Source organism: Anaerosporobacter mobilis DSM 15930 (assembly GCF_900142955.1).
Lineage (GTDB): Bacteria > Bacillota > Clostridia > Lachnospirales > Lachnospiraceae > Anaerosporobacter > Anaerosporobacter mobilis.
Genome location: NZ_FRCP01000014.1, coordinates 1 through 20,380 on the forward strand (window position 1 = coordinate 1; position 20,380 = coordinate 20,380).

Below are 20,380 nucleotides of genomic sequence, written 5' to 3' on the forward strand. Positions count from 1 at the left end.
TTCCTTTGTATGAACTATACTTACGACTTTTTCTTGTAAAAGAAGTAACTTGCAAGGATAATTTTTGCATAATTCTTTGTACACGTTTCTTATTTACTAAATATCCTTCTTTGCGAAGCTCACCTAACATGCGTCTGTATCCAAAGTCTTTATGGATTACATGAAGCTCGGCGATCTTTTCTTCAAGTTCCATGTTTGGATTTTCTCTACTAAACCTTTTTTTCCAATACATGTAGGTTGCTTTTGGAAAGCCGACAACTGCGAGAATATCTTTTAGTTTGAAATCTCCTCGGAGGCTGTGGATGATTCTCGCTGTTTTTTCAGAAGAGTTTCCTCCTCTAAACGCAGCCTCCTCAGTTCTTTTAAATAAGCATTCTCGATCCTAAGTTTTAAAAGTTCATCTTCGAGTTGTTTTACATGTTCAGTGCTTGTATCTACAGGAATAATATTTGGCATTGACTGTACTTGTTTTTTCTTATTATTCGACTCCAAAGTTTTTTTACTACCTTTCTTCTTAGGTCTCAAAGCCTCAGGTCCAGTTATTCTAAAATCATTTACCCATTTAGTAAGAAGTGCTGGATTGTTAATGCCTTGTAATAAGGCTAACTCCTGATAAGAGACCTCACTTGATAAATATAACTCTACCACATGAAGTTTAAAATCAAAAGAATATGTTTGATTTTTTCTGGAACGCATTAATCCTTCATTACCTAGTGAATTAAATGCAGCAACCCATTTACGTAAGTTTTTGGTATCCGGAATAGAATATTTTTCACATAGAAATTTATAACTACCTTCCCCGTTGTTGTATGCATCTACAACCATTCTTTTAAATGTATAGTCATATTTAGCCATAAAAAACCGACCTCCCAATCGTTCGACTTTTTAGGTCTAACTTTTGGGGGTCGGCTCATTTTCAAGGGATTTTTTGTTGCGCTTTTTCAGAGCATCATTCATGATATTTAGGTTCTCTTGTTCCGTATTGGGATTGTAAATGTAGCACATTGATAAAAGGTGTACACAGAGTATTGGAAAACTTTGTTTATTTATTTTATTTAATATGGTATTATGATTTAATAATTTATATAAAATACGAATTTAACAAACTATTAAGGAGAATGAAATTTGATAATAAATATAGGAAATCATGAATTTACTGAGGTATGGGATGGCGTGCTATATAAGAAACTTTCTGACTATCCGAATATAAGCGAATGGGAACTGCGCAATATCATAGAGTTTGTTGAATATGAAAAAAATCACGGCAGAAACTGCGAAATTAAATGTGAGGAAACCAAAACATTTCATTTTATTCAAGAAGCAATCAAACAAAAACAGAAGTATATAGGAATTAGAAAACCAGACAAGATTACAGAATGTACCGCTTGTCCAAAACGAAAGGGATGTATGACTGATTTGGTTTGTCATACGACATCCATAGAGAATGCTATTAGCATATTAAAGTGTGGTAGTCTCTTATCTGCACGCAATGTCAGGAAAGTACCAGTAGAGCAGTTGATGGCAGAGAATAGGAATGCTGCCGGAGACCCTGCTGATTACTTTGAATATATAATGTTTGCATGGGGAAATTGTCAAGCAGGAGACAGACTAGTCATGGAACGAAAATTAAAGCGGTTTCCAACAGATGAAGATTTAAGCATAAAATTCACACCTGGTATTAGATTCTATTTTAAGTATGAGGTCCTTACAAATCATCCTGCACGTACATATGATGGTGTTTTGCCAATCAAGGTAAAAGATGAAGTGATTCTAAAGGATTGGATATATAAAATTGTAGTTCCATTAGAAGAAAAAGAAGCAATAGAAATATTTGTACCTGATAAGTTGAAAGAGAAAGTGTTATATGTGGGAAATGACTGTTCTGATATTTGGGAGTGGTCTGAAAAAGTATATTCACTGGTTCATACTAATTGAATTTTGACCTCCACTTTTGGGTTCGAATCCCGTCTCTCACTCATCAAATTACCCTAGAAACTTTGAAAATTCAAGGCTTCAAGGGTGTTTTCGTTTTAGAAGTTTTGATGAGTACGTCAAGTCCGTTTATATCCGAAAGAGCATTAACAATAGTTTTTGATGTTTCTTCTTTAGCTTGGTACTTCAGTATGTAGGTCTGAGTAGTAGCGATATCATTGCCCGGATGCAATTTTCCGTTCTCATCCTCACAAAGGCCTTCCGTTCAATGGATATGTATTTCACGGGTATTCTCAATATCCGATACTTTAATACTAACGCTTCCCCAATTCTCAATCCCAGTAATCCTTTGGATTATTAGGTGGCTTGCGTCCATTGAGAGTGATTTCAATATCATCAAATGGATTGGATAGGATCAATCCTTTCTTCTTCGCCAGCTTCATAAGGTCTTTAAAGAATCAGCTCTATGCGGTTAAAATGGAAAGTGCCTAAATTAATAGGTCTTTCAAACAAATAATTTTACTACCTTTACTTTCATAATAACGTAGCATTTCGTCAATTTTCCTTTTATCATAACTGGTAACGCAATCTGATAGGACATAAACGCCATAATTTGCTTTGCGTAAGTTGTAACAGGTTGATTTAACACAAGCAACAGCATCTGCTCCTGCTATTTAGAAATCACATAATTCATTTTTGCGAATAAAGTCTGTAAAATCTTCACAGCTTAATGCATTTGTTTTGTATTTTGTAAAAACATTTTTTGATACTATTTTCAAGTCTGAAGCTAATTCAGACCCATTTGTATTGGGTTTAAAGGTCCTCGTACCGGCTGATAAATTTTCATGCCTTATATAAATAACATGAATATTATTATGGACTGCCCAATCAATAGCTTTATTGATGTAGCCAATAACATCCTTGTAATTCTTTGTTATGTCATTTTGAATATCTATTATTACTAAGGCTTTTTTCTGCATAGTGTTTCCTCCTGATAGGTAGATTGATTTGTTTGCTTTTTTATTATACCGTGTAATTGTTGACAACAGTATGGCAACAATCTATACTGATAAAAAGAAATTTTGGAAGGCGGTTATCAGATGAAAGTTGACAGGCTTGTTAGCATTATTATGATACTCCTTGATAAAAAGCGTATAGGCGCACAGGAGTTAGCAGATATGTTTGAAGTTTCACCCCGCACAATCTACCGCGACATAGACACTATCAACATGGCGGGGATTCCTGTTCGCGGGGCATCGGGAGTGGGCGGTGGCTTTGAAATCATGGAGAAATACAAGATTGATAGAAATGTTTTTTCGACTGCCGACCTTTCCGCTATCTTGATGGGGATTTCCAGTCTTTCAAGCATGATACGAGGTGATGAACTGGTAAATGCCCTTGCGAAAGTCAAGAGTTTTATCCCTGCCGACAGAGCGAAAGACATTGAATTAAAAGCAAATCAAATATTTATAGATTTAAGTCCGTGGATGGGCAACAGGAACATACAACCATATTTAGAAATTATCAAAACAGCTTTACAGGAAAGCAAGCTACTTTCGTTTGAATATGCAGACCGCTACGGAAATAAAACCGCACGAACAGCCGAGCCGTATCAGCTTGTATTGAAAAGTAGTCATTGGTACCTGCAAGGGTATTGCCATAAAAGAAATGATTTTCGATTATTCAAACTATCCCGCACATCAAACCTACAAATACAAGAGAAAGCTTTTACACCACGAGATTATCAAAAACCGACTCTAGACTTTACGGATATTTTGACAACTATGCAAATAAAAATCAAAATCCGTATTCATCAATCTATCGTAGACAGGGTACTTGATTTTTGCACTTATGAACACTTTTCGCCTGACGGCAATGAGCATTACACTGTTAGTTTTCCTTTTATAGAGAACGATTACTACTACAATATTCTTTTCAGTTTTGGGGATAAGTGCGAGTGTTTAGAACCGTTACATATCCGCACAGAAATGAAACGTAGAATACATGATATAGCTGCCATATACGAAAATTAATACATGGAGTAAGACGAAAAAGACAAACGAGTAAGTATTGCTTTTTGGAATAGATGAAATTGAAATAAGCAAAGTTTATTGTGCTATGCAATATTACGCAACGTTTCTATTCGAAATAAAATTGGAAATATATGCTTGAAATAAGATGCCATATAATTTATAATAATTGAGATAGTATAAAAACTTCAATTTGCTTACGAAAGGGGCTGACTAAATTATGAATAATATTGAAATGGTGATTAATCAATAATTTAATATTGTAGTATGCAGAAATTTTACTTCTTGCGTACAAGGAACCCTATTGTAGCTACTGTATAATCTGACTTGCCAATAGGCAAGTTTTTTTGTACTCAAAATTGGAGGAAAAAAGTAAATTATGAACAAATTAGACAATTGTGAATTTGATAAGGTAATACATTTAATCAAATCTCGAAATGAATTATCTGTGCTTTCTGTTATAAAAGGTGCTATGCCTGGTGAAATATATGTAAACAACACAGATTATCCAACTGCTGTATTGATAAAGACCTGTGAATGTAACTTAATTGCAGGGAGTTATAATGATGCTGATTTTAATTCAGAAGTATCAAACGTAATAGATTTTTGGGATCCGTTAACTCCAGATTCCAGTGAGTGGATAGATGTAATACCAACTATTCATAAAAATCCATTCGTTAGAAAATATATAAGAAGGCACTATATATTATCTGCTGAGGAGTTTAAGGAATGTAATATAACTTTAGATGATGGTTTTGTGATTGAAAAAATAGACGTAGATATATTAAGAAAAAAATGCTATGAAAACTCCGAGAAACTACTTGAATGGATAGCTGATTGGGGAGAAGATACGAGATTCGATAAATATGGAGTAGGGTACTTTATACATAACGGGAAGATTATCGTAAGTTGGTCATTAAGTGATTGTAGTTTTAACAAAAAGATAACAATTGGAATTCATACTGATGAAAGATATAGAAAAAGAGGATTCGGAAAGGCAGTTGTTTCTGCAGTCATTAAGGATTGTTTTAACCAAGGCTATGAATTAATAAATTGGCTATGTGTCGATACGAATAAAGGATCAATTGCTATAGCTGAAAAATTAGGCTTTCAATATAACAATTATTACTATGCTTTTTCATCATATCCACCAATTGAGAATATAGAAGATTTATCTGAATCCGATTGGTATGAATGGGGTGAATATTTAGAAAATGCTTCTAAGACGCAGGAGTGCCTGGTGTGGGATTCTCTGTATAGTTATATAAAATCTAATAATATTGAAAAAACGATTCGTACAATGACTTTTATGAAACATAAGGGAATGGATCTGAATTATTCAAGCTTTAAAGATTATATTACTTATCTTCAAGACTATGGCCTGTGTTCAAATTTTAGAAATCAAGTTTGGTTCGATTTTCTACATAAAATAAATGAGGTAAATTAACAATTATGAATTGAATATAATTTGTATTTTGGAGGTGAAGATTTTGATTTTTATACCTACATTGCACTGTGGAGGTTGTTGTGAGGAAGCGATTGAGTTGTATAAAAAAGCCTTTAATTTAGAAGTAGATTGGCAGGGAAAAGATGAAGAAACAAACCTTATATACCATACCGAAGCACGAATAGGTAAACAAAGGATTAGGTTGTCTGATGGTGGCACAAAACAAGAGCAAATTCAAGTAGATTCTTTATTCCTTGCCGTGATATTGGATACAGTTTCTGATGTCGATAGAGTATTTAATATTTTAAAGGAAGGGGGAACTGTTATACAAGCACCTCATAAGCCAGATTTTGCAACTTACATGAGTGAACTAAAAGATAAATTTGGATTTAAGTGGTTCTTAATGGTTGATTAAACGTATATCATTAAGAGTTTAAGTGGAGGTATAATATGAAATTAGAATTTGGAGCTATAGAAATATGTGTTAATGATATTAAGACAATGGTTGAATTCTATAGGAATGTTATTGGTCTTAATATTGAATGAGACGGAGGGCCATTTGCTGGAGTTCGAATGTCAAATGTTGCTTTCTTTAATTTATATCAAGGAGAGCATGTAACAAAGTCAGGTGATATTAATAAAACCTTTCAGGTTTCATGTACCACTGTGAATGGAGAAGATTTTACCCCTGATGATGTTGATAAGGAATATAACCGGATGATTCAGGCAGGTGCCAAGGCAGTAATACCCCCCTATAGATGCACCTTATGGGATGAGAATTGCTTATGAGGCAGACCCAGAAGGAAATCAGATAGAAATATGTTGTCCTCTGGAAGACTAATCGTGTTAACTCTTAACGGGATTGAGTTATTTCTGTAAAAAAATAACCTCTAATAAGTTAGATTATTGAACCGACCCTCATAAGCTAAATCCCCAAAATCTAACTTATGGGAGGTTACTTGACTTTGGTTCATCAAATTAAGGTTTAAATAAACTTAGGGATCCTATCTAGGAGAGTACGAATATTAATACTCAGCTTTTTTTAAATTAAATAATAATACGTTAAAACCACCATAAAATTCTACTGAGAAATTATTTTCATCTATGTATTGCATTACTACTTTATTAATAGCTTCAGATTTGTCCTTTTTTATTTCAAAAGGAACATCAACGTTTAAATTTTTTATTAATAATTCCCAATAATTGTCTAACAAATTATAAGATGATTTATCAAGATCCTTTATTGTATCAGTACTCCTCCAAGTTACGAAATTAATCTTTTTTACATCAACCCAATATTTACCTTCAGAACCCACTAAGTCAGTTATTTTCTCTTTTATTTTGTCAATATTAATTCCGGTAAATATAACTTGTATTGAACTAAGGGCCTCAGAATGATAAGGATAATAGGATTCAGTACTTGCAGGATCAAACTTTAATATGATTTGAGCTATTTCATCTGTGTAATCGAAAATGCTTACTATAGGAGATAGATTATACATGATACTACTATCAGTACTTATAGATTCTAAGGTATAATCAGTAAGTTTTTCTTTACACTCGTCAACACTCATTCCAAAGGATAGTGATTTAATTGGAGAAGAGATACCATAGGTCGTTGATTTCTCTTTTGTTTTGCTTGTACATGATGTAAGAAGAATGATTGATAAGAGAAGTGATAATAATGTGATTAACTTTAGCTTTTTCATCGTAACCTCCCGCTACAATACTTTATGTATTAAGGTGTAATCATTGAAATGGTCAATATCTTTAGAAAAGAACCTCACATATTAATATAGATGCATGGGGGGATAATACAAGTAAGAAAGCGCAATTGGTATGTACAGAGACCTAGTTGGTTAATTTATACAATGTGAAAAGGAGTTAAGTGGTAATTATTAATACATATGAAATTGTAGTACTAACTATACACAATATCGTAAATTCCTTTTAGGGTTTGCGATTTTTTATTACTTTGTTAAAGCATTTTATTACTTGGTACATAATGAATATAGACATAGAGATGATTTTTTTTAAATGTATAAAACAGCGTACAGGAGATAATACGGAGATATTTTAAAACAGAATCTCAGTTTAGAGATATGTAAGACACAAACATTTAGAAGGACTAGAACGTTGGAGATGGTAATTAGAGGGAAATATCACTATATTGTAACAATTAATTTAGGTTTTGTGGTGAGATTGAAACATTCTATTGATAAACTATTCATTAACAAAGCTGTTGTTAAAAATATTGGAGGTAGAAAGTATGAAGGCTAATAAAATTACAGATAAAGTTGAAAAGTTAGATGTTAAAGGACAAGGTTGTATGAATGATTGTCCATCTCATATGTGGGTAGGTAATTTAAGTTATGCAAAGGGATGTGCTTATGTAACAGGTACACCTACATCATCTGGTACTACTTGGTGGTAAAATTTCTTTAATTGGGAAGAAGTAATTTGACTTTACATATAAATTGACTATGATATTAACAAATAGCTTTGTCAGATAGAGTGGAGGAGGAGTATACCTCCTCCATTTTTGAATTTTTTGAGAAAGGTGAAAAAAATGGATATAGTGACTGTAAGAAATTTATATAAAAAGTATGGTAGCAAAGAGAATCAAGTGATTGCACTTAACAATATAACTCTTTCAATACAAGAAGGGGAATTTGTTGCTATAATTGGGTTTTCGGGAAGTGGGAAGACAACATTACTTAATATGATAGGTGGACTTGATAAACCTTCTGATGGTGAAGTAATAATAGCAGGTAAGAAAATTAATCAATTTAATGAGGATGAACGAACCCTTTTTAGAAGGCGTAATATTGGGTTTGTCTTTCAGAGTTATAATTTAATTTCAAATTTAACTGCCTATGAAAATATTATTTTACCACTTCAAGCAGATGGTGAAAACGTTAATGAGAAATATCTTAATGATATTGTTGAAATACTTGGTATCAAGAATAAATTAGACAGCCTTCCAAGGAATATGTCTGGGGGTCAACAACAACGAGTGGCTATCGCAAGAGCTTTGATCACTAAGCCAGCAATTATTCTTGCTGATGAACCGACTGGCAATTTGGATAGTAAAGCATCGTTAGAAGTTATTAATTTACTTAGGGGAACGTGTAAGAAATATAATCAGACGGTTATTATGATAACACATAATGATAATCTTGCTCAATTAGCGGATAGAATTGTTAGGATAGAAGATGGGATTGTGAGGTGTTAAAATGTACCAGAATTCGAATCTGAAGTTTGTATGGCAACTATCTAAAAGAAATTATAGTAGTAATAAAGAAAGAAATATTGTAAGTATATTAGCTATCATTTTGACATCTTTTATGCTTATGACAATATTTACAGTTGGATTTAGCTATATTAAATCATATGATTTACAACAACTTCAACTATTAGGAACAACAGGCAATGCTACTCTAGATAATCCCAGTGATAAACAGATTGCCATCTTAGAAAATAATAATAAAGTTAAGAATGTAGGAATACGTGAAGATGTAATCCAGGCAGGTAAGGTAGAATATTCTGGGGATAATACACGGTTGTATTATGCTTTACGATATTACGACGACATCGAGTGGAATAAACATCGCAAGCCAGCTCTAGATAATATAGTAGGGAAATATCCTAGGGATGAAAATGAAATTATGATGTCATCATGGGTGCTAAAAAAAATGGGAGTTACGAATCCACAGATAGGAGAAAAATACGAATTCTCATATAATCTTGGAACAGAGCAAAAAGTAAAGGAATTTGTATTGTCGGGCTATTTTGACGAATATGACAATTCTATTAAAGATGGAAGTGTTGCTTATGTATTAGTATCAAAAAAATTCGTAGAAGATAATAAGGAATTATTAACGCAAACCATAAGAATTGCAGATATTAGTTTAGTGGAAAATATAAAAAATATAGAAATCGAAAATCTTGAAGACTCTCTGAACCTTCAAGAAAAACAAGTTTTTAGCGTGAATCCTGAATTACAGTCACAAATGACAGTAGAAGTAGTCATTATGGTTTGTTTTATTATATTGTGTATAGTAGCATGTGGATATTTACTGATTTACAATATATTCAATATTAGTATTACAAATAATATTCATTATTATGGTCAATTAAAAGTAATTGGAATTACCAAGAATCAAATAAAAGGCATTTTATTATGGCAAGGAATTAAATTAGCGATATACGGAGTTTTAATTGGGAGTTTACTGGGATATTTATTTTCAAGTTTTATGGTTCCAATTTTTTTGAATAGCATGTTAGAGAAAAAAACAGGAATTGTAGCATGTAATATGTGGGTTGTTATAGGGACCGTTGTATTTACCGGAATTACTGTGTTTATTGCAATTTTAAAGCCAGCAGTAATAGCAGGGAAGATATCACCGATCGAAGCAATACGCTATGAGAAGAACGCAGCTAATCGTACTAGAAAAGTGAAAAGAAGAAAAAGACCGACAATTTTTCAAATGGCGATAGACAATGTACTTGGTGATAAAAAAAGATGTTTCCTTGTACTTCTATCTATGACGCTTGGTATAACAGCATGTATCACGATAGGTGCCTTAGTAACAAGCATGAATACAGATAATTACGTAAAGAGTAATATGGATTCAGATATTGAGCTGAAAAACAAAACTACAGCTCTAGGATATGATAATGAAGTTGCGCAAGTATTTGATGTAGAGTTTATAAATTCGTTGAAAAACATGGAGGATATTCGTGAAATAAGCATGATAAAGCAGCAACTTGTTGTTCCTATGTATGAGGAGGAAGTATTTGGAAGATATGTTGATACTATGTTATCAGGAGAAGAGGATATCGATCCTACTTATTTTAAGAGTTATCCGAACTTATTTTATAGTCAAATGATAGGCATTGAGGTCACAGAATCTTTAAAAAATGAATATAAGGATGTAGATTGGAATGCGTTTGAAGATGGACAAATATGTTTGATACCATGCAGTAAACCAGAATTGATAAACAAAGGTGATACTATAACTTTTCAACTAGGAAGTTATGAAAACAGCACTGGTAAAGCTATTATGACCGGTAATAAGTATTCTATAACTATAGGGGGATATTTACCTGAAAGTTATAATAATTACGGATCAGCAAGGACTGCTGCACCGTATGTAGTAGTATCGCAAAAATATATTAACTCAATTGCAAAGGATGCAATTATATCAAATATCATGATTAAGGTTAATAAACAGGCAGAAAAAGCAGTTAATGAATCAGTTAATAAATTAGTTGTAAATAGTAGGTTTTCAGATGGTATTGTTGTAGTTTCTGCTTTTGAGAAAATAGAGGGGCTTAAGCAAACAAAGATTACTTTGTTTGGAATGGGCGGAAGTCTTGCCGTAGTACTTGCATTGATTGGTATCATAAATTTTATTAACGTCATAAATACTAGTATTATTGAACGCAGCAGAGATTTTGTTATTATGGAAAGTATTGGATTGACAAAAGAGCAAATAATGCGCTTGGTAACGTATGAGAGTCTAATTTATTTTGCCTTAACCATGTTATTTGTATTGACAGTAGGAAATGGTATTCTTCTATTCGTATATAATACCTTCTCAAGTATTGTGACATATGCAGAGTTTTCTTATCCTATTTTACTATTATTAGGTATCGGTTTCTTATTATTTTTAATATGTTATTTTGTTCCCAAAATAGCAATTGGTAAGAACTTTTCTTCAACAATTGTTGAACGATTAAAGACGAATGAATAGGAGGGCTTCAAATGCTTTTTAATGTTTGGGTGACAACAGCATGTAATTTATGTTGCGACTATTGTTATGAAGGTATACATATGCAGGGAGTCAATATGGATATACATACCGCTGAACAGACGCTTGATTATATATGTTCGAAAATAAATGAATCAAAAGAAGAATATTCTGTTGTAAATTACCATGGTGGTGAACCTTTATTAAATTATAAAGTTATATTTTACATGACGGAACAACTAAAAGAAAGACTGCCTAATCGGAAGATATTATTTGGGTTAACTACGAATGGATTTTTATTAGATCAAGAAAAATCTGAGTATTTGATTAACAATTTTCAATATAATTTATCAATCAGCATTGATGGAACAAAAGAAATACATGATATGAACCGGAAAACTGTTCAAGGAAAAGGTACATATGAAAAGGTTATAGAAAATATTCAGACGATTTTAAAGAAGAGAAAAGACACTAGAGCTAGGGTCACGTATACTCCAGAAACATTAGGATATCTGTTCAAAAGTATAGTAAATCTAGTGAATCTTGGATTTCATAATATTGTTCCGGTTCCAAATTACTCAGATATGAATTGGACAGATAATCATGGAAAAATATTGGAGGAAGAAATATTAAAATTATATTACAGATACGGAAAGCAAACTGATATTTATATCAGTTTGTTAACCCCGGATTTTCATGTCGCGAAAGGCAGATGCAATGCAGGAATAGGAGAGATAAATATAGACTGTTATGGCAGAATATACCCATGTACTTGTATGGTGTCAGAAGAAAAATACCAGTTAGGTAGTGTTCAAAAGCCGAAAGAGCAAGATGTAATAGAGTTATTAAAAGAATCAGAAAAGAGCGAAACGGAATGTAAAGGTTGTGGACTTGAACATTGGTGTATTGGGGCTAGATGTAAATTAGTAAATAAAATGATTACAGGAGATTTTGGACTTGCACCAAGTTTTTTATGTGCAGAAACGCATGCATTGTATCGTGTATACAGTAGAATAGGAGGAAAATAAAATGAACCAATTGAGATGGTCCGATGATATTAAGAAACTAGAACGAAATAATCGTGTGGTTTTGGCAAATGCCGAAACGGGCAATTGGCTAAAAATTTCTAAAAATTGCATTGAAATTTTGGATGATTCTGTTAAAATGGGACTTAGTGGAAATGAAATCATACAGTCGTTTGAGGATGAAGAAGATAAATTATACATAAAAACTCTAATTAGTAAATTGACTGAGCTAGAGGCTTGGAAAATAGAAGACAAGAAGAAGAAAACATTGCAGCAAGTCTATTTTTTGTTGACGCACAGGTGTAATCTGCATTGTATACATTGTTCAATGAATGCTTCTCATAGTAATTCTGAAGAATATCTCGATACAGATAAGGTAATAGAGGCATTAGAGACAGTAATCAAATTAGAACCAAAGCAGATTGTTTTATCAGGTGGTGAGCCTTTGGTTAGAAAAGATTTTTTTCAAATATTAGATTATCTTTCCTCCAAATATAAAGGAGAGATTACGCTAATGACTAATGGAGTACTAATTAATGAGGAAAATGTGGATACTCTTATTAGCAAGGTTTCGAGTATAGACATTAGTATAGATGGTATTAATGAAGAGACCTGTTCAAAAGTTAGAGGTAAAGGTATATTCCAAAAAGTGATCGATAATATTGTATTGCTACAGGAGCGTGGATTTCATAAAATATCTTTGTCAATGGTATTTGGTAATAGTAATTACTATATGTTACCTGAATTTTATGAGATGAATCGTAATTTAGGAACCAAACCCATACCAAGAGCTTTTTCTCCGATTGGCAGAGGGGAAGAATCCGTTAACTATTTTAATAAACTATCTCCACAACAACTGAAGGAATTTAACCAAAAAGATATGCAGGAAACATTAAAGGCTTGCAATTGTAAAGCATGTAGAAATGAAATATGTATAGATTTCAATGGGGATATTTATCCATGTGCTTTACTAGTTAAAGATAAATATAAATTAGGAAATATTTTCAATATAGAAGAAGTCAATAACATATTTGATGAAAATAAGCTAACTAAGATTCCAGCTTATCAAGAGTTTGAGAAACTGTATCCAGATAAGATAAAACATTGTCAAAAATGTGATTTAAACATCTTTTGTTGGAGTTGTTTACATTTCGTAGATATATATTTAGATAGCGAGAATTTTGAAAAACGTTGTAAGGCAAAAAAAGAAGGCTTAGAAAAATTAGTGTGGGATATGGAGTAGATTATGCATAATATTTTAATTGTTGAAGATGACGAAGTTTTAAACAATGGAATTCAATACTGTTTAAACGATGAAAAACTGCATACACATGGTGTATATAGTTTTCAACAAGCGGAAGCGTCTATCAATAAAAGTAACTATGACTTAGTTATTTTAGATGTAAATCTTCCAGATGGAAATGGATTCTTGTTATGTGAAACAATTAGAAAAATAGTACCTGATATTCCTATTGTGTTTTTGACAGCCAGAGATTTAGAGAAAGATGTTATTAAAGGCTTTGACTTAGGAGCCGATGATTACATATCAAAGCCTTTTAATATTAAGATCTTGAAGAAAAAGATTATTGCAATACTGAAACGCTATAAAAAAATTCAAGATGATTTTTATGAAGCAAAATATTTGAAAGTTGATTTAAATAAAAGAGAAGTATATAAAAACAATAGTACCGTGAATTTAACCCTGACAGAATATAGAATTCTAGAATTGTTTATACAAGAAAAAAACAAAGTTATTACAAAAGAAGTTTTTATAGATTTTCTATATAATCAAGATGGAGCTTTCATAGATGAACATGCCTTGTCTGTGTACATAAGCCGTATGCGAGGGAAGATTGAAGAACAGGATAACCAGTTCATAAAAACTATATATGGGATGGGGTATATGTGGATTGAGGAATAGTAATAGGCATTTTTCTATGAAAAAAATTTATATTTGTTTTGGCTTAATATATAGTGTACTTTTTTTGCTAACTTTGCTTTCGAATGTTTCACGCGTTATTATAGGCTTTTCTTTTTTAATACTATCTTTTCTATTTATCTATTTTATACGAAGAAGTTTATTGGAATTTATTCGTCTGTTAGAAGATATTTTGGATAACATGATAGAGGGAAAAGAAATTAATGAACAGAATTTAGATTATAGAGATGATTTATTTTCGAAAATAATGCATAAGTTATGGAAAATGAACTCTATACACCAACATACTCAAGAAATATTAGAAAATGAGAAAAATAATATAGAAGGTATGGTATCTGACATTGCACATCAGGTAAAGACACCTATGACTAATATAAAAATGTACCATGAAATACTCTTTGGACAATTGCAGGATCAGGATAAATACATAGATACGTTTGGTATCATACAATCACAAGTTAACAAGCTGGATTTTTTAATACAATCCATATTAAAGATCTCAGAATTAGAGATAGGAATAATTAATTTGAATCAAGAAAAGACAACGATAAAATCTTGTCTTATGATAGCGCTTGAGAATGTATTATTGAGTGCTAAGAGAAAAAATGTAGAAATAAAGATATATGGAGAAATGAATTTAGAAGTTTACTGTGATACCAAATGGACTGCGGAAGCATTGTTTAACATATTAGATAATGCAATCAAATATACAAAGCCAAATGGATTAGTCGAGATTTACACAGAAACTATTGGTATTTATAATGGTATTTGTATTCAGGATAATGGAATAGGAATTGATAATAAAAATATAACAAAGATATTTAATCGTTTTTATAGAGAGAAGAATGATGGATATATTGAAGGTGTAGGTATTGGCTTGAGTTTAACTAGAGAAATAGTTATGAAACAGGGTGGATATATCACTGTTAAATCAGTAAAACATAAATGGTCAAAATTTTCGATATATTTGCCTAAAAATGAGTTCGTAGTAGGTATAATTAATGAAAAATTGTAGAATTGCCATTCTGGATAGTGGGATAGATAAAACATTTATAGAAAGCAAAGATATTTTATATAAGGAGGATGCTATAGACGAGAATGGTCACGGTACCATGTGTTACTCTGTTATTAAGAATATAGCACCTAACACTGCGTTTTACATTCATAAGGTTTTAGATAAAGAATTGATGTCAAGCTCTGAAAAATTAATATGTAACCTAAGAGAGGTAGCACGTCAAGATATAGATTTGGTGCATTTAAGTTTATCTACAAGTGATTATACATACAAAAAAGATATGGAGGACATCTGCAGAAAAATATATTCAGATGGTAAAATATTGATCGCGTCACATGATAATGATACAAAAAAGACTTCCTTTCCTTGTGAATTTGATACAGTAGTAGGAGTAGGCGGGGCGATATTCGATACTAATATTGAGTTTAGATATAGAAAAGATAATAGCATACAAGCTATAGCTAACAAGGTACCTTCATTAGTTAAAGGAGAAAATGGCTTATATAATTTTTTCGGTGGCACAAGTAAAGCTGCAGCATGTATGACGGGAATCATTGCAGGTCAGTGGGAGCGTATTAAGTCATTAAATCATACGGATCGAGATGAATTCTTGAATTCAATGGCGAATCAAAGACTCAAAGAGAAATGGAAGGATACGAATAATGAAGTATTTCGTTATGTACAAGAAGAATTTATACCATATAGATCAAACATTAATGAAAAGATAGTGTGCCAGTTTTTGAATTCATTTGAGAAAGAGTTTAACGTTATATTAGAGTATGAGAGAATTTCTCTTCTAGATTTTAGCAGTGCTGAGCAATTAAGTTTAAAATTGTCACAGCTAGCAAAGGAGGCATAAATAAATGCTTGATAAATTAAAGAGAATTTTTAATATTCCAATTAAAAAATATATTGTCAAAGAGTTTAAATGCTTTGTATTCTTAATAATATATACAGTAGCAACATTGCTGCTACCTACCTTTGTTAGCAAGATTATCGATAAAGGAATTACACAAAAAAATCTTAGACTAGCTACACTATATTCCATAGGAATGTTGGCTACTGGAGTGATTGTTGTGATATTCCAATATTTACAGCAAACTTCATTCTATAAACTCGGACAAGAACTTACCATGTGTAATTAAACAGAGAATTTATGATAATGTGTTAAGAACCAATATGAAATATTGGGAAAAAAACAGTATAGGGGATACATTAATTATTTTGAGCGAAGATGTATCTATATTGGAAAATTTGCTTACAACTACAGTCAGTAATAGTATTGTCAATATAATTGTAATTACTGGTATCTCCATTTTCATAATAGTAATGGATTGGAAATGTGGGGTGTTAATTTTAACAATGGCAATTGTATTTGCAATAATTCAGAAAAGGATTGGTGGCAAAATTGAAAACATTGTAGTTAAGATGAGAAAAAGCATAGGAGAAATGGCTAATTTCACAAGTGAAACATTACAAAATGCTAATGAATTACAAGCTTCTGGATATGAAAAATTAATGAGTCACAAATATAGATGTTTGAACAAAGAGGTTATGGACTCTACTATGAAACAGATTAAAGCTGTAACAGGAGCACAATCAGTCGGTACATTATTCAATGTATTAGGGCTGCTAGTTGTTATTGTTTTTGGGACATATCAAACGATAACTAATAATATGACAGTAGGAACATTGTTTGTTTTGACTGTATATGTTCAGAGACTGTATGGACCAATTGTTTCATTAGGTAACTCTTACATTGAGATTAAGAATTCGCTTCCCAAAATTAATAAAGTCATAGATATATTAGAAACGCCCGATATAATAAAAACAGGAAACTACATACCGGAAACAGATATTCAAGGAATAATAGAATTTAATAATGTTTGCTTTTCATACAACGAGAAAGATATATTGAAAAATTTTAATTTATGTGTGCAACCAGGAGAAATATTAGGGGTTGTAGGAAAAAATGGAATAGGAAAATCAACATTATTTAAACTAATTCTTAATTTATGTACACCAAATGATGGAGAAATTCTTCTTGATGATATGGAAATAGTAGAATATGAGAATGAATTTATTCGTGAGAAGATTGGATATGTAGGTCAGGGAGGTTTTGTAATCAGTGGAAGACTTATAGACATATTAGATCCTCAAAAAAATAGTACAGAAACTAAAATACTTGAACTAATGAGGGAACTACAATTAGATATTACAAGGTTCGATCAAGGTCTAGACACATATATCGATGAAAATCACAGAAATCTCTCTGGAGGTGAATATCAAAAAATTGCCTTAATTAGAAGTTTCATAGAAGATAGAGATATCTATCTATTGGATGAACCTACAGCGGCTATTGATGAAAAAAGTGAAAATGAGATATGTAAAATAATTAAAGAAAAGTTGAAGGGGAAAACCGCTATTATTATTACACATAGACCTAAAATACTGGAGATTTGTGATAGAGTAATTGATTTTGCTGGTGACCAGAATATTAAAGGTTACATATAGGATTATAAATTAATCAATACATATAGCATCTATAATCCCATGTTCGTAATACTGCAAGTGGAGGATAAATATGATAGTGGAGATTAAGGAAACTAGTGTAATACTAGAATTTATTTGGCGTATTAGCCAAGATAAAACGAAAAACAGTTATCCTAAATTTCAATCCAAGGATGATTTAAAACAAACAATTGAACGTGCTAATAAATCAGATACACAAAAAGTTATTGGTTGCTTTCAACATAATAAACTTAAAGGGGTTTCAATTTATTCTTGGGAAAAAAATGATATAGATGCCCAGACGATAGTCTTTATGATAGAGGATGAGTATGTGTTTATTGCGAATGAGATAATTGATTACATAAAAAAAGAGTTACCAGGCTATAAATTATTAATAGGAGTCCCGTCTGATAATGTTTCAGCTAATACATATTTTAGAACGTTGCGTGTCAAAAGCATTGAGTCGTGTTATGACACGCGGCTAAGACAAAGAAGTTGTTGTGATTATGAAGTACATCAGCAAATCGAACCACTGAATCTTCCTGAGATTGCTGAGTATGCAGTGTTCCATAATAGATTTGAAAATAAGTTTGAGATGTATTGGACTAGTGAGCGGTTAAAAGAGAATGCTAATAAATTAAGAATATATATCTATCGTAACAATGGAAAAATAAACGGTAGTATATTAGTCAAGAAATATAATGAAGGTGCAGAAGTCTTTGGATTATTTCTTGATAAAGAGTCAAAAAACCAAGGAATAGAAAAAGAGCTTATACGTTACATGTTAAAAAGTCTATATGAAGAGTATTCAGATATAAAAGAGATCGTATACTTTATACGTGAAAAGGAAAGAAATGAATTAGAAGCTGCTTTGGAAGCAGAGTTTGAAATACAGGATACATACAAGTGCTATAAATATGAATTATGATGTAGAAGGATTTGAAAATAAGAAATCAAGGTGTAACTATAGGAGTGTAGGGGAGTATAGACTACACAAATTGACTTCCTTTATTTAGCAGTGTATAATTAGATAGGCATTAAGTCGTCAGAAATCTATAATAAGTAGATTGCTGGCGAGTTTTTGTATTATCAGTAGATATTACGTGGAGTATTAAAAGGGGAGAATGAAAATGAATATTATCATTGAATTAGGAAATGAAAAAGACATTGATGAACTAGAGAAATTATACAATGATTTAAATGACTATTTGGCAGCAGGAGTAAATTACCCTGGCTGGCTAAAAGGAGTTTATCCTATACGAGAGGATGCGGTTAAGGGAATCGATGGAGGATTTCTATACGTAGCAAGATATAACAATGAAATTATTGGTTCGATTATTCTAAATCATGAACCGGAAAGTGCCTATAGTCAGGTAAGTTGGGAAATTGAAGCTGATTATTCAGATGTAATAGTTATACATACGTTTGTAGTACATCCGAAGTATATGAAGTGTGGAATCGGTCAAAAGTTAATGGAGTTTGCTACAAGTCATAGTAAAGAGATTAAGGCAAAAGCAATTCGATTAGATGTTTATGAAAAGAATGTTCCAGCAATTAAACTATATGAAAAGCAGGGGTATAGTTATGTAGGTACTGTAGATTTGGGATATGGAGAATATGGGCTTGACTGGTTTGTGTTATACGAGAAAGTATTATAGAGAATGAGGCAAAACTTCTAATCTAATAGAACAAAGGTAAGATGATATTAATACATAAACGGAGAGAATAATGAAGATATCAATTGAAAAGATCAATCGTGACCAAGATGAAGAAATCCTCATTAGATGTCATGAAATAGATGAGAAAATACTTTCCTATGTCAAGAATATTGAACAACAAGAAGCGGATCTTATTGGATATGAGGGGGATACGATTCACCGTCTTAAGCTTGTGGAGGTATATTATTTCGAGGCAATAGACAATAAGGTATTTATATATTGTAAGGATAAATTTTATGAATCGAAACAAAAACTCTATGAACTAGAAGAACTGTGCGGTGTTAAGAAGTTCTTTCGTGCATCAAAATCATTTATAATAAATATCTCTAAGATAGATTACATAAAACCATCTTTAAGTGGAAGATTCAATGCAACGCTCGACAATGGAGAAACGATAGTGGTTTCGAGACAGTACGTACCGCTTCTAAAAAGCAAGCTTGGTTTATAGGAGGAAAGTATAATGAGAATGAACAATATATTAGCAAATATGATAAGAAATTTCTTTGTTATTTTTGGTGTAATAGTTCTTATAACAGCAATACTAAATCCAGCATATGAATTATCATCTAAGATTATTATGATAATGGCCTTATTTGCACTCTTAAGTGATTTAACCGCTCTTGTGTTTTGGTCAAAGAAAGAGTTATCTGATAAAAGTAGGATTACACGAAGAGTTTTACATTTTGTATTGGTTGAAATTATCGTTCTTTTCTTCGGTAATATACTTGGATTTGCTTCTGGAGTAACGCAGAATACTATATTTGGAATTGAAATATTGGGTATTTATGCAATTGTATGTTGGTTTGATTGGCTTATTGACAAGAAAACAGCGGATGATATTAATGATAAGTTAAAAAAGATGAAATCAAATGAGAAAAATGATTAAAGAATAAAGGTGATTGAAGGTGGCTGTTAGCAGCTTACCTTCTTTTTTTTACAACTTATTTGAATTTACATACAGCTTATCTTTTGTGTATTTACCGGTAATTTTCAAGGTGTTACAATGA

Annotated in this window: 22 protein-coding genes and 1 pseudogene; 19 read left to right on the forward strand and 4 right to left on the reverse strand. The window is 31.8% G+C overall.

Going from position 1 to position 20,380, the window contains the following annotated elements; all coding sequences use genetic code 11:
* Positions 1–232, reverse strand: a 232-nt coding sequence (locus BUB90_RS13565) for an IS3 family transposase (protein WP_139241771.1), incomplete at its 3' end; no start/stop codon positions are given.
* Positions 233–273: 41 nt separating this feature from the next.
* Positions 274–855 carry a helix-turn-helix domain-containing protein gene (locus BUB90_RS13570; protein WP_073288671.1) on the reverse strand — a complete coding sequence of 194 codons (582 nt, stop codon included), beginning with the start codon at positions 853–855 and terminating at the stop codon, positions 274–276.
* 270 nt (positions 856–1,125) lie between these two features.
* On the opposite strand from BUB90_RS13570, the gene BUB90_RS13575 reads away from it, so the two are divergent.
* Entirely contained in the window at positions 1,126–1,935 is an 810-nt protein-coding gene (locus BUB90_RS13575) for a hypothetical protein (protein WP_073288673.1), read from the forward strand.
* A gap of 485 nt (positions 1,936–2,420) precedes the next feature.
* Here the strand turns inward: BUB90_RS13575 and BUB90_RS13580 are convergent.
* Positions 2,421–2,912 (reverse strand): annotated as a pseudogene (locus BUB90_RS13580) (cysteine hydrolase family protein).
* Positions 2,913–3,032: 120 nt separating this feature from the next.
* Here BUB90_RS13580 and BUB90_RS13585 point away from each other — a divergent pair.
* The 4 genes from BUB90_RS13585 to BUB90_RS13600 all read left to right on the forward strand — a co-directional run bounded on the left by BUB90_RS13585 (position 3,033) and on the right by BUB90_RS13600 (position 6,198).
* Positions 3,033–3,965 carry a helix-turn-helix transcriptional regulator gene (locus tag BUB90_RS13585; protein WP_073288675.1) on the forward strand — a complete coding sequence of 311 codons (933 nt, stop codon included), beginning with the start codon at positions 3,033–3,035 and terminating at the stop codon, positions 3,963–3,965.
* A 376-nt stretch (positions 3,966–4,341) separates the two neighbouring features.
* The gene (locus BUB90_RS13590) at positions 4,342–5,409 is read left to right on the forward strand and encodes a GNAT family N-acetyltransferase (RefSeq protein ID WP_073288677.1); all 1,068 of its coding nucleotides are present in this window, start codon (positions 4,342–4,344) and stop codon (positions 5,407–5,409) included.
* Between the two features lie 43 nt (positions 5,410–5,452).
* Positions 5,453–5,824 (forward strand): VOC family protein, encoded by a 372-nt coding sequence (locus tag BUB90_RS13595; RefSeq protein ID WP_073288679.1) that lies wholly within the window; start codon positions 5,453–5,455, stop codon positions 5,822–5,824.
* A 158-nt stretch (positions 5,825–5,982) separates the two neighbouring features.
* Positions 5,983–6,198 carry a hypothetical protein gene (locus BUB90_RS13600; protein WP_073288681.1) on the forward strand — a complete coding sequence of 72 codons (216 nt, stop codon included), beginning with the start codon at positions 5,983–5,985 and terminating at the stop codon, positions 6,196–6,198.
* A gap of 236 nt (positions 6,199–6,434) precedes the next feature.
* Here the strand turns inward: BUB90_RS13600 and BUB90_RS13605 are convergent, their stop codons facing one another.
* Entirely contained in the window at positions 6,435–7,118 is a 684-nt protein-coding gene (locus tag BUB90_RS13605) for a hypothetical protein (RefSeq protein ID WP_073288683.1), read from the reverse strand.
* 560 nt (positions 7,119–7,678) lie between these two features.
* Here BUB90_RS13605 and BUB90_RS23550 point away from each other — a divergent pair.
* The 14 genes from BUB90_RS23550 (at position 7,679) to BUB90_RS13670 (ending at position 20,259) form a co-directional block, all read left to right on the forward strand.
* The gene (locus BUB90_RS23550; protein WP_170865496.1) at positions 7,679–7,843 is read left to right on the forward strand and encodes a hypothetical protein; all 165 of its coding nucleotides are present in this window, start codon (positions 7,679–7,681) and stop codon (positions 7,841–7,843) included.
* 135 nt (positions 7,844–7,978) lie between these two features.
* A complete protein-coding gene (locus BUB90_RS13610; protein ID WP_073289042.1) occupies positions 7,979–8,644 on the forward strand; it encodes an ABC transporter ATP-binding protein in 666 nt (221 codons plus the stop codon).
* Position 8,645: 1 nt separating this feature from the next.
* A complete protein-coding gene (locus tag BUB90_RS13615; protein WP_073288685.1) occupies positions 8,646–11,168 on the forward strand; it encodes an ABC transporter permease in 2,523 nt (840 codons plus the stop codon).
* Between the two features lie 11 nt (positions 11,169–11,179).
* The gene (locus BUB90_RS13620) at positions 11,180–12,193 is read left to right on the forward strand and encodes a radical SAM/SPASM domain-containing protein (RefSeq protein ID WP_073288687.1); all 1,014 of its coding nucleotides are present in this window, start codon (positions 11,180–11,182) and stop codon (positions 12,191–12,193) included.
* Between the two features lies 1 nt (position 12,194).
* Entirely contained in the window at positions 12,195–13,433 is a 1,239-nt protein-coding gene (locus tag BUB90_RS13625; protein WP_073288690.1) for a radical SAM/SPASM domain-containing protein, read from the forward strand.
* Between the two features lie 3 nt (positions 13,434–13,436).
* Positions 13,437–14,111 carry a response regulator transcription factor gene (locus tag BUB90_RS13630; protein WP_073288692.1) on the forward strand — a complete coding sequence of 225 codons (675 nt, stop codon included), beginning with the start codon at positions 13,437–13,439 and terminating at the stop codon, positions 14,109–14,111.
* A gap of 16 nt (positions 14,112–14,127) precedes the next feature.
* Positions 14,128–15,144 carry a sensor histidine kinase gene (locus BUB90_RS13635; RefSeq protein WP_170865497.1) on the forward strand — a complete coding sequence of 339 codons (1,017 nt, stop codon included), beginning with the start codon at positions 14,128–14,130 and terminating at the stop codon, positions 15,142–15,144.
* Complete coding sequence (locus BUB90_RS13640) at positions 15,131–16,003, forward strand: S8 family serine peptidase (protein ID WP_073288695.1); 873 nt, start codon at positions 15,131–15,133, stop codon at positions 16,001–16,003. The genes BUB90_RS13635 and BUB90_RS13640 overlap by 14 nt, the downstream gene beginning before the upstream one ends.
* Positions 16,004–16,007: 4 nt before the next feature.
* Positions 16,008–16,289, forward strand: coding sequence for an ABC transporter transmembrane domain-containing protein (locus tag BUB90_RS24120; protein WP_073288697.1), 282 nt, complete (start codon positions 16,008–16,010; stop codon positions 16,287–16,289).
* 34 nt (positions 16,290–16,323) lie between these two features.
* A complete protein-coding gene (locus BUB90_RS24125) occupies positions 16,324–17,658 on the forward strand; it encodes an ABC transporter ATP-binding protein (RefSeq protein ID WP_084139264.1) in 1,335 nt (444 codons plus the stop codon).
* Between the two features lie 70 nt (positions 17,659–17,728).
* Positions 17,729–18,583 (forward strand): GNAT family N-acetyltransferase, encoded by an 855-nt coding sequence (locus BUB90_RS13655; protein ID WP_073288701.1) that lies wholly within the window; start codon positions 17,729–17,731, stop codon positions 18,581–18,583.
* A gap of 202 nt (positions 18,584–18,785) precedes the next feature.
* Positions 18,786–19,313, forward strand: a complete 528-nt coding sequence (locus BUB90_RS13660; protein WP_073288703.1) for a GNAT family N-acetyltransferase — start codon at positions 18,786–18,788, stop codon at positions 19,311–19,313.
* Between the two features lie 70 nt (positions 19,314–19,383).
* Positions 19,384–19,821, forward strand: coding sequence for a LytTR family DNA-binding domain-containing protein (locus BUB90_RS13665; protein ID WP_073288706.1), 438 nt, complete (start codon positions 19,384–19,386; stop codon positions 19,819–19,821).
* A 12-nt stretch (positions 19,822–19,833) separates the two neighbouring features.
* A complete protein-coding gene (locus tag BUB90_RS13670) occupies positions 19,834–20,259 on the forward strand; it encodes a DUF3021 family protein (protein ID WP_073288707.1) in 426 nt (141 codons plus the stop codon).
* Positions 20,260–20,380: the final 121 nt, after the last annotated feature.